A 9,119-nucleotide genomic window follows, 5' to 3' on the forward strand; every position below is an offset into this window, starting at 1 on the left:
GCACATAACCTGGTGCAGCGCCAGAACAGAAAAGACATACAGATCCGGGAACAGCAGTTTTTTGATTATTACCTGAAGGGTGCCAAAGCGCCGGTATGGATGGTCGGCGGAATCCCGGCTACAGAGAAAGGCAAAACATGGGGATTTGAGCTGACCGATGAAAAGCCGTAACGGATTGTACTTTAAAAATGCTAAATTAACCACTTTAAAAAACTAAAACCAAAAAATGGCATTAAGCAGGATCTGGTCGGCCTTCATCATTGTTGCAATCGTAGTGGCCAGTATAAAGTGCATCTTCTTTGGTCAAACTGACATTTTCAACTGGATGGTGATCGGGAAGGCGGATGACCCCTTAAATCCATTGAAACTCGATGGCATGATAGAAACTTGCTGGACAGCAGTAAACATCTGTCTGAAGCTGATCGGTATCATGGCCTTGTTCATGGGCTTTATGAGCATCGCGGAAAGAGCCGGCGGCATCAGATTGTTGTCAAGGATAATAGCTCCTTTCTTTTCCAAACTGTTTCCCGATGTCCCTAAAGGCCATCCCGCTACCGGCCACATGGTCATGAATTTTTCTGCCAACCTGCTGGGCCTGGACAACGCAGCAACGCCCTTCGGTTTAAAAGCCATGGAGAGCCTGCAGGAACTGAACCCCAGCAAAGATGTAGCTTCAAATGCACAGATCATGTTCCTTTGCCTGCATGCCTCGGGTCTCGCCTTAATCCCGGTGAGTATCATAGCCATAAGGGCTTCTTTGAATTCTGCCAATCCCACAGAGATATTTATACCTTGCATGATCGCCACTTTTGCGGCCACCATGGCGGCGATGTTTATTGTTTCTTTTAAACAAAAGATCAGCCTGCTTCAGCCCGCCATTTTAGTCTGGATCTTAAGCATATCGGCTATAATCGCCGCACTGGTACTGTACCTTTATACACTGAACACGAAGGAACTGCAGTCTTTCTCAGGGATTTTAAGCAATGGCTTGATTCTGTTCATCTTTCTGGCGATCATATGCGGCGGCCTGTATAAAAAAATAGATATTTTTGATTCATTTATAGAGGGTGCTAAGGGCGGTTTTGAAACTGCAATAAAGATCATTCCTTACCTGGTAGGGATGCTGATCGCCATAAGCCTGCTGAGGACAAGCGGTACATTCGACATCATCATTAACGGATTGAAGGCTGTATGTACGGCTTTGGGTGCCGATTCCAGGTTTATTGACGGCATACCTACGGCCCTGATCAGACCACTCAGCGGCGGAGGTGCAAGGGGAATGATGGTAGACACCATTACTACTCATGGAGCAGATTCATTTGCGGGAAGGCTGTCCAGCATACTACAGGGATCATCGGACACTACTTTTTATGTGGTTGCCGTGTATTTTGGCGCGGTGAACATTAAGAACACAAGGTATGCGATTGGTGCGATGCTGCTTGCCGATCTGGTAGGGATATGTACGGCAATAGGGCTTTGCTATCTGTTTTTTGGATAAAGTTCTGATTGCCTGCCGATTTATAACCATTATCTAATTACACGAAGATATGCCAACTAACCAGATTACAGCAGTTACAGAACTGGACAAATCACGTTACAAAACTAAAGTATATGCAGGTGGTCATTTTATTTATGCTGACGAGCCTGAAGATCTGGGCGGAACCGATGAAGGCATAAGCCCGGGTGCGCTTTTACTGGCCGGCCTGGGAAGCTGTACTGCTATAACGATGAGAATGTATGCCGACCGCAAAAACATAGCGCTCGATGCCATTAAAATAGAACTGGCGATCTGTAAAGAAGAGGAAATGAGTAAGTCTACAACGATAACCAGGAAGATAGAACTTACAGGTGAGCTGGACGATGCACAGCGCGAAAGGCTAATGCAGATTGCGGACAAATGCCCGATACATAAAATACTCAGCAATCCTATTACTATACTAACTTCTTAAAAATTAGTTGTCTATAGAATTCAGTACTATTTTATATTTATCAGTACAGCTGAATTAAGCCGCAAATTGTGCTTTTACTGTTTTGACCAAACGGTCAATGTCAAATGGCTTGGAAATAAAGTCATTAGGAGAACCTGGCTTCTTCAGCAAATTCTGCAGATTATGGCTTGCGGAAATCATCACCACGGGAATGTTCTTAAACAATTTATGGGTTTTTATCTGCCTGCAGATATCTCTCCCGTCCATTCCGCCGAGCATGACATCCAATAAAATTAAATCCGGTCTTATTGATGCGATCACTTTGAGCACATCAATGCCGCTGGTTAAGGTGGATACTTCATACCCCTCATCCTCCAATATAATCTTTATAACTTCGACTATATCCTTATCATCATCCACTGCTAAAATTTTCATAGTATTAAATCTTGTATGCTATTGCATATAGCTGAGCCATTTATATGCCACAGTTTCTATTTAACCTTAAATCAGGCCAAATATTTTAAATTAATGACATTAATTTGCATATTTTACTAAAATAATTAGCACATTTACAATTCACTTACCATTGGAAAGGAAGCATGTTTTACGCAGTAGTCGATATTGAAACCACAGGGGGATTTGCCGCCGGAAACGGAATTACAGAGATTTCGATACTGGTACATGACGGGTCATCCGTGGTAGACAGATATGATACGCTGATCAACCCACAACAGGAAATACCTGCCTATATTGAAGCGCTGACTGGAATCAGCAATGCGATGGTAGCCGATGCGCCCCTGTTTGAAGAAGTGGCAGAGAAGATCTACGGCCTGCTGCATGACAAGATCTTTGTGGCGCACAATGTGAACTTTGACTTTTCTTTTGTCCGGCATCAGCTGGCCTTATCGGGTTATCAGCTGCTTTGTAAGAAACTATGTACGGTAAGGATGAGCCGCAAATTGCTGCCTGGACATGCTTCTTATAGTTTGGGAAAATTGTGTAAAGCTTTGGATATTGAAATCAACAACAGGCACCGGGCCGGTGGTGATGCTGAAGCAACCGCAGTCTTGCTGGAAATGTTATTTCAGGCAGATACGGAGGGGCTGATCCTGCAAACTTTGAGCCGTGGAGCCAAGGAACAGGCACTGCCGCCCAACCTGCATCGTTCTGAAGTAGACAAGCTGCCTTTAAGCCCCGGTGTATACTATTTCAAAGATCAAAAAGGTAAGGTCATTTACGTGGGCAAAGCCAAAAGTCTGAAAAAACGGGTCTGTTCTCATTTTACCGGCAACAATACCAGCCGGCAAAGGCAGAACTTTTTGAAAGACATCCACAATATAGATTTTGAAGTATGCGGTACGGAGCTGATGGCTTTTATACTGGAGGCCACGGAAATTAAACGCCTCTGGCCTGAAAATAACCGCGCTATGAAGCGTTTTGAACAAAAGTATGGCTTATATGCGTTTGAAGACCAAAAGGGTTATACAAGGCTTGGTATCGATAAATATAAAAAGGACGTCCCCGCGCTTTTTAGTTTCAATACATTGCTGGAAGGTCATAACCTGTTGAGAATTCTGATCAGAGAACATTTACTCTGCGAAAAGCTGTGCTGTATCCAGCGTGGAAGAGCGGCCTGTACTGCCCACGCTGAAGGAAACTGTGCCGGGGCCTGTGCCGGAAAAGAATCGGCTGCCGCTTATAATGTAAGGGTAAAATATGCAACAGAGCAGCTGAAAGCCATGCTGCCTTCTTTTGCACTCATAGATCATGGCAGGAACGAGGACGAGCACAGTTGTCTGCTGGTCGAGCAGGGCAAGTTTTATGGCATGGGTTATATATCACATCATGCCGATATCACAGAACCGGCTATGTTAAAATCCGCACTGCAGGCCTACCCTTCCAATGATTATATTCTGAACATGATCATTTCTCATGCCGAAGCTTTCCCTCAAAAGAAGATAGCAATCTGAGCTAGTGGCTGATCTTTTCTATTTTACTGTGGATCTTCAGGGTTTCTTTTAGTGCGGCTGATCCGTACCATGGATAATATTCGGCATCCATGATCTGACTTTTTATCACCGGATCGGTAGCGACCAATAGCTTTGCAGCTTCCACATTATCCACATCAAATATGAAGATTCCCCTGTAGTTTTTATCGTTTTTGCCCAATGGACCGGCTACTATCAGTTTGCCCTCTGCTGCCAGCTTGTTGATATTGGCCATGTGTCCTTTAAAAACACTGTCTTGTGCGCTCTTGGGCAAACCCGTTAGCGCTCCTGATTTCAATATGACAAGTACGTATTTTTTCATTCCATAGTCATCGGCCTTTAATTCCCTGGCCAGCTTCTCATCATAATTCTTATTGGCATTCTGCGCAATTGATCTTACAGATATACCTGCAATACAGAATATAAGTGCGCTTGCAAAAGTGATTGTCTTTTTCATGGTAACGGTACTTTAATCAGATAATTTAAAAATAGGCATTGTCCGGCGTTAAGGTGAATATTTCAATAATAAAATCTTCAAATTAGATTTGTGCTTATTCATGTGTTTTTATATCTTTGCCGCTCCATAAGGGACATGCCTTGGTAGCTCAGCTGGATAGAGCGTCGGTTTTCTAAACCGAGGGTCAGGGGTTCGAGTCCCTTCCAGGGTACTAAACCGGAATCAGAGTTCAACGACTTGTTTCCGGTTTTTTTTATCACATGTTGTGATAAGGTCCTGACAGATGTGCAACGACTTACAAATCACAATAGATAATGAACCACGCTCCGATTATTCTCTTTGTACATAACCGTCCGGAACACACAAAAAAAGTGATAGAATCTTTGCACCAAAACACTTTATCGAAGGAAACTGAGCTTTATATCTATGCTGACGCGGCAAAGGACGAGGCTGCGCTGACCGGAGTTGATCTGGTCAGAGATTATTTACCTACGATTTCCGGCTTTAAAAGTGTCCACATCTGTTTACGTGAAACCAATCTTGGAGTCGACGAAAATATCATCAGCGGCGTAACGGATGTCCTCAATACCCGGGGAAAGGCCATTGTTCTGGAGGATGACCTGGTTACCTCACCCTGGTTTCTGCAGTACATGAATGATGCATTGAATTTTTATCAGGACCGGGAAGAAGTAGCCTCTATACATGCATACACCTATCCCATTCCGCAAAAACTAAAAGAGGTTTTCTTTTTGAAGGGAGCGGACTGCTGGGGATGGGCGACGTGGAAAAACAGATGGAGCCTGTTTGAGCGCGATGGCACTAAATTATTGAGCAGGATAGTCGAACAAAAACTCGAATCAGAATTTAATTTCGACAACACTTATCCTTATGTACAGGCGCTGAGGGATCAGGCTGAAGGGAGGACTAAATGCTGGGATATCAGATGGTATGCTTCTGCATTCCTGGAAAAAAAACTGACGCTTTATCCGGGCCAGTCCCTGGTGCACAACATCGGGCATGATGCCAGCGGAAGCCATTGCGGAGACACCCGTCATTTCGATGTGTTGCTGTCTCAGTCTTCATTAAATATCGTAACTGATGTACTTCCCGATGCAGAAGCTTATCATGCATTTGCAGATTTTTTAAGAACTCTGCCGTCTCACGCAAACCTCCTGCCGAAAAGCTGGTTGTCGAGATCTTTCAAATCGTTAAAATCCCTGATCAGGAAAACCTAAGTGACCGCCTCTGAGGAAATTACCGGACCGGTGCCTCAATGATCCTTACGCCATTTTCACCGGCTATTATGGCTTTGGTAGCCATTTTATAAAACAGGGAGTGTTCTACTATACCCGGGATCATCTTTACACGGATGTTTAAATCCTGCAGATCAGGAAGTTCAGCAAAATGGATATCTGCAAGAAAGTTTCCGTTTTCAGAAATCAAGGCCCCGTCTTTTTGATTGCTCATTCTAAATTTTACTTCCGCACCCGGGAATTCCGTAGCCAGACGATTCAGTATCATTTGTAAAGCAAGCGGCAGGATTTCAATCACCAATGGATAAGCCGCATTAAGCTTAGGCACGAACTTTCCTTCGTCTCCCATCAAAACAAAATCTTTGGCCATCGCAGCCAGGATCTTTTCTGCGGTGTGAATACCTCCACCGCTTTTTAGGGCATTCAATTGTGAGTCAAACTGGTCGCAGCCATCAAAATAGCAGTCCAGCTTGTTAATCAGCAAAGCAGACTGTACTTTCAATTTGTTTTCGACGAGGTAATTATTGGTCTTAAAAGAGGAAGAAACGAAAGTAACTGTTTCTGCGAGATCCCTGTTTTGTTTTATCAGGTCTGCCAGGTGTACTACAGTGGACCCGGCCCCCAGACCAATCGTATGTCCTTGTCTGATAAATCCCAGTGCTGCTTTAGCTGCTTCTTTTTTATAATCGGCCATGGCGGCAATTTAAAAAATTAATTTTTACCTATCTTGTAAAACATAAATTTCTATGATGAAACTAAAACAGCCATTTGCCAGGATCCTGATTCTGCTGCTGATCTTATTTAACATTGGCTGTGATCAGTTGACCAAGATCGTAGTCAGGGAACACGTAGATTATGATGAACAGATCCCGGTGATCAAAAATCACTTCACGATACTCAAAGTAGAGAATACCGGAGCTTTTCTAAGCTCAGGAGAGTCACTGCCCCTCCCGGTGAAGTTTGTTTTCCTTAGTTTGCTGCCCTTATTTATCTTAGGTTATGCGCTATATTATCTGATGGTTAAACGCAATTTAAACCGCTTGCTGATGATTGGCATCAGTTGCATCATCGGTGGTGGTCTGGGTAATCTTTACGACAGGATGGTTTTTGGGTCTGTAACTGATTTCCTGCATCTTGATTTCGTAATCTTCCAAACGGGGGTATTTAACCTGGCAGACCTCTCCATTTCTTTGGGGGCATTATTGATCCTGATCAGTCTTTATTATAAAAAGGCCGCACCTATTCCTGCAGAGCAATAAAAGGGGTTACTTATTTACTCCTGAAAATACGGCTTTCCTCAATATTCCATCATCTGTGTCCCCACTGTATTCCCAATACATTGCGCCCAGCATACCACGGTTCAGCAGATAAGTGCATTTGATGGCTATGGATTCCGGGGTTTCGTAAGTACAGACAAATTCGCCTTTGTCGTTTTCCAGAAAAGGTACTTTGGCCTCTTCATCCCACTGTTTTTTAAATCGGGTCAGGTTCACAATTTCCCTGTAGTCAATAAAATCTGCAATACCATCCTTGCCATGTCCGTAAAAAGGAATTCCCAATACAAGTTTGCCCAATGGCATACCTGCATTCAAATGGGCAGTTACAGCTTCATCTACACTAATACCACTGGTATATTTGGAACGGTAAAGCCCCGCATGATGATATGGCGGGCGGCCCATGTCATAAGTCATGATGTTTACAAAATCAACTGCAGGCTCAATGGCTTTGAAATCGATATATTTTGCATCTGCGACCGAAGCCAGGGTCAGCAATTTTGATTTGCTGATCTTGTTTCTGATTTCCTGCATGAGCAGCGTATAGTTTTGAGTATCATCCGGAGAGGACGATATTTTAGCAGCATTGCTGGTCGGATACTCCCAGTCGATGTCGATGCCATCCAGTTTGAACTCATTGACCACACGCAGACAATCTTCTGCAAATTTCTTTCTGTTTTCAGCTGTGGCCGCCATTTCACTAAACCTGCCGCTGCCCCAACCGCCAACTGACAGCATGATCTTTAGCTGTGGTGCATTCTTTTTTAGACCTGTCAGGCTTTTAAGGCGATTTTCATTGTCAATACGGATGCCATCGAAAGTATTGTTCACATGCCCGAAGGCGTAGTTGATGTGCGTGACATAACTCGGGTCTGGCATAACTTTGGTCCAGGAAGTAACATAAGCTACGATTACTTTCTTTGAACCTGCTGCTGTGTTTTTAATTTTATTCTGTGAAAAAACAGACATCACTATTAATGACATCAATAACAGGGATTTGGTAAATTTTATCATGGCATTAATTTTTTCAATCTATTTGTTTGTGGTGTTAGTGGCTGTGCTGTTTATTTCTGCAAAAAGTGCTTTGAAACAAGCCGATTCGCTTTCTGGTCCGGCCGGCTTTTTCCCATAGAACTCATCCAGGAATGAACTGGCTCCTGACCAGATGGTTTGTATCATTCCCTGATAGCGGGGCTTCAATTCTTTTGTAGCCTGTTTTCTTGAATTGAGCAGGTCCTTTGCCTGTGCTATTGCATTATCTGGTTTTTTCCATGGGCAGGTAATTACAGAAAATCCTTTCATGGCAAAATATACTGCTGTCTGGTCTGGCCGGTCATAATGCCAGTCGCAGATCATCACATTCTTATTGATGAGATCTACCGCACGATGTGTATTATTCATACTTGCTTCCCAGGCACCTATGCCGGTTGTTTTACCGTCCAGCAGACGATCGCCCCAGATCCAGAGCTGCCTGTTTTTTAACGCAAGGTGGTTACTGATCTTATTGACTTCGTTTGCAAACAATTCTGCCTTATCGCGGCCCGCACATCGCGGACATTTATCATCGCCAATGTAAAACACTTCGTCCATTCCCGCATGAAAGGCATCTGCTTCAAAAGCATCGCAAATTTCATCTACAAGAGGAAATACGATGCCGTGAACATTCGGATGCAATGGGCAATAACTTTTACAGTACAAACCGTCCGCGTTCGGCCATTCATATTTTTCAGGCATCTTTACATGGGGTGTTTCATCCAGCTCCGGATAAACCTTGAGCAGGTTACCTGTTTTGCCGGCCCAGGACTGATGGCCGAGCAAATTGATCTGCGGAATTAAACGGATGCTGTGCTTTTTACAAATTGCAACCAACTTTTTTACGTCCTTTTTAGACAGCCCTTCTTTTTCACTTAATTCGGGATGACTTTTAAACTGAAAATTAAAATCAACCCGGAGCACCAATGTATTGACCTTGCGGGGCGCAAGCTCTTCGTCGATAAATTTGACAAAAGTATCAAGCTCAGGCGCCGCAGGGGCAGCGATACAAAAACCACGTATAGGAAATACATCCTGTGCGAAAACAAATGAGGCGCTGCTTAGTATCCAGATCAGTATTGCAATTATTTTCTTCATCGTGTATGTTCTTTTGACAGTTAAAGCTTTAACCTGATATTAATTTTTGAGAGCAGGATAGAGAAGCCGATCATGACGGCTGCCCACCC

General features: G+C 43.7%; 10 protein-coding genes and 1 tRNA gene. 6 read left to right on the top strand and 5 right to left on the bottom strand.

The window, feature by feature from the left end; all coding sequences use genetic code 11:
• Positions 1 to 226 precede the first annotated feature (226 nt).
• Together VK541_RS05735 and VK541_RS05740 are read left to right on the top strand one after the other, a co-directional pair.
• On the top strand, positions 227 to 1,498 hold the full coding sequence (locus VK541_RS05735; protein ID WP_324367811.1) for a nucleoside recognition domain-containing protein: 1,272 nt from the start codon (positions 227 to 229) through the stop codon (positions 1,496 to 1,498).
• Between the two features lie 49 nt (positions 1,499 to 1,547).
• Positions 1,548 to 1,949: an OsmC family protein gene (locus tag VK541_RS05740; RefSeq protein ID WP_324367813.1), complete on the top strand. Its 402-nt coding sequence runs from the start codon at positions 1,548 to 1,550 to the stop codon at positions 1,947 to 1,949.
• Positions 1,950 to 2,003: 54 nt separating this feature from the next.
• Here the strand turns inward: VK541_RS05740 and VK541_RS05745 are convergent, their stop codons facing one another.
• On the bottom strand, positions 2,004 to 2,363 hold the full coding sequence (locus VK541_RS05745) for a response regulator (RefSeq protein WP_324367815.1): 360 nt from the start codon (positions 2,361 to 2,363) through the stop codon (positions 2,004 to 2,006).
• 164 nt (positions 2,364 to 2,527) lie between these two features.
• Here VK541_RS05745 and VK541_RS05750 point away from each other — a divergent pair, with 164 nt between their 5' ends.
• Positions 2,528 to 3,898 carry an exonuclease domain-containing protein gene (locus VK541_RS05750; protein ID WP_324367817.1) on the top strand — a complete coding sequence of 457 codons (1,371 nt, stop codon included), beginning with the start codon at positions 2,528 to 2,530 and terminating at the stop codon, positions 3,896 to 3,898.
• 1 nt (position 3,899) lies between these two features.
• On the opposite strand, the gene VK541_RS05755 is transcribed toward VK541_RS05750, so the two are convergent.
• The gene (locus tag VK541_RS05755; RefSeq protein WP_324367819.1) at positions 3,900 to 4,373 is read right to left on the bottom strand and encodes a YciI family protein; all 474 of its coding nucleotides are present in this window, start codon (positions 4,371 to 4,373) and stop codon (positions 3,900 to 3,902) included.
• A gap of 137 nt (positions 4,374 to 4,510) precedes the next feature.
• Here VK541_RS05755 and VK541_RS05760 point away from each other — a divergent pair.
• Together VK541_RS05760 and VK541_RS05765 are read left to right on the top strand one after the other, a co-directional pair.
• Positions 4,511 to 4,584 (top strand) — tRNA-Arg (locus VK541_RS05760).
• Positions 4,585 to 4,687: 103 nt separating this feature from the next.
• Positions 4,688 to 5,608 (top strand): glycosyltransferase family A protein, encoded by a 921-nt coding sequence (locus VK541_RS05765; protein WP_324367821.1) that lies wholly within the window; start codon positions 4,688 to 4,690, stop codon positions 5,606 to 5,608.
• A gap of 19 nt (positions 5,609 to 5,627) precedes the next feature.
• Here the strand turns inward: VK541_RS05765 and rpiA are convergent, their stop codons facing one another.
• The gene (rpiA, locus tag VK541_RS05770) at positions 5,628 to 6,320 is read right to left on the bottom strand and encodes a ribose 5-phosphate isomerase A (protein ID WP_324367823.1); all 693 of its coding nucleotides are present in this window, start codon (positions 6,318 to 6,320) and stop codon (positions 5,628 to 5,630) included.
• Positions 6,321 to 6,372: 52 nt separating this feature from the next.
• Here rpiA and lspA point away from each other — a divergent pair, with 52 nt between their 5' ends.
• The gene (lspA, locus tag VK541_RS05775) at positions 6,373 to 6,885 is read left to right on the top strand and encodes a signal peptidase II (protein ID WP_324367825.1); all 513 of its coding nucleotides are present in this window, start codon (positions 6,373 to 6,375) and stop codon (positions 6,883 to 6,885) included.
• Positions 6,886 to 6,891: 6 nt separating this feature from the next.
• Here lspA and VK541_RS05780 read toward each other — a convergent pair whose 3' ends face one another.
• The gene (locus tag VK541_RS05780) at positions 6,892 to 7,914 is read right to left on the bottom strand and encodes a glycoside hydrolase family 18 protein (protein ID WP_324367827.1); all 1,023 of its coding nucleotides are present in this window, start codon (positions 7,912 to 7,914) and stop codon (positions 6,892 to 6,894) included.
• An 18-nt stretch (positions 7,915 to 7,932) separates the two neighbouring features.
• On the bottom strand, positions 7,933 to 9,030 hold the full coding sequence (locus VK541_RS05785; RefSeq protein WP_324367829.1) for a family 20 glycosylhydrolase: 1,098 nt from the start codon (positions 9,028 to 9,030) through the stop codon (positions 7,933 to 7,935).
• Positions 9,031 to 9,119: the final 89 nt, after the last annotated feature.

Origin of the sequence: Pedobacter sp., from assembly GCF_035317785.1 — a bacterium.
Classification (GTDB): domain Bacteria; phylum Bacteroidota; class Bacteroidia; order Sphingobacteriales; family Sphingobacteriaceae; genus Pedobacter.

What these genes read in the sequence shown, in the direction of transcription:
- VK541_RS05765 (WP_324367821.1), top strand. Translation starts at nt 4,688, where the DNA reads ATGAACCACGCTCCGATTATTCTCTTTGTACATAACCGTCCGGAACAC.
- VK541_RS05750 (WP_324367817.1), top strand. Translation starts at nt 2,528, where the DNA reads ATGTTTTACGCAGTAGTCGATATTGAAACCACAGGGGGATTTGCCGCC.
- lspA (WP_324367825.1), top strand. Translation starts at nt 6,373, where the DNA reads ATGATGAAACTAAAACAGCCATTTGCCAGGATCCTGATTCTGCTGCTG.
- VK541_RS05785 (WP_324367829.1), bottom strand. Translation starts at nt 9,030, where the DNA reads ATGAAGAAAATAATTGCAATACTGATCTGGATACTAAGCAGCGCCTCA.
- VK541_RS05735 (WP_324367811.1), top strand. Translation starts at nt 227, where the DNA reads ATGGCATTAAGCAGGATCTGGTCGGCCTTCATCATTGTTGCAATCGTA.
- VK541_RS05755 (WP_324367819.1), bottom strand. Translation starts at nt 4,373, where the DNA reads ATGAAAAAGACAATCACTTTTGCAAGCGCACTTATATTCTGTATTGCA.
- VK541_RS05740 (WP_324367813.1), top strand. Translation starts at nt 1,548, where the DNA reads ATGCCAACTAACCAGATTACAGCAGTTACAGAACTGGACAAATCACGT.
- rpiA (WP_324367823.1), bottom strand. Translation starts at nt 6,320, where the DNA reads ATGGCCGATTATAAAAAAGAAGCAGCTAAAGCAGCACTGGGATTTATC.
- VK541_RS05745 (WP_324367815.1), bottom strand. Translation starts at nt 2,363, where the DNA reads ATGAAAATTTTAGCAGTGGATGATGATAAGGATATAGTCGAAGTTATA.
- VK541_RS05780 (WP_324367827.1), bottom strand. Translation starts at nt 7,914, where the DNA reads ATGATAAAATTTACCAAATCCCTGTTATTGATGTCATTAATAGTGATG.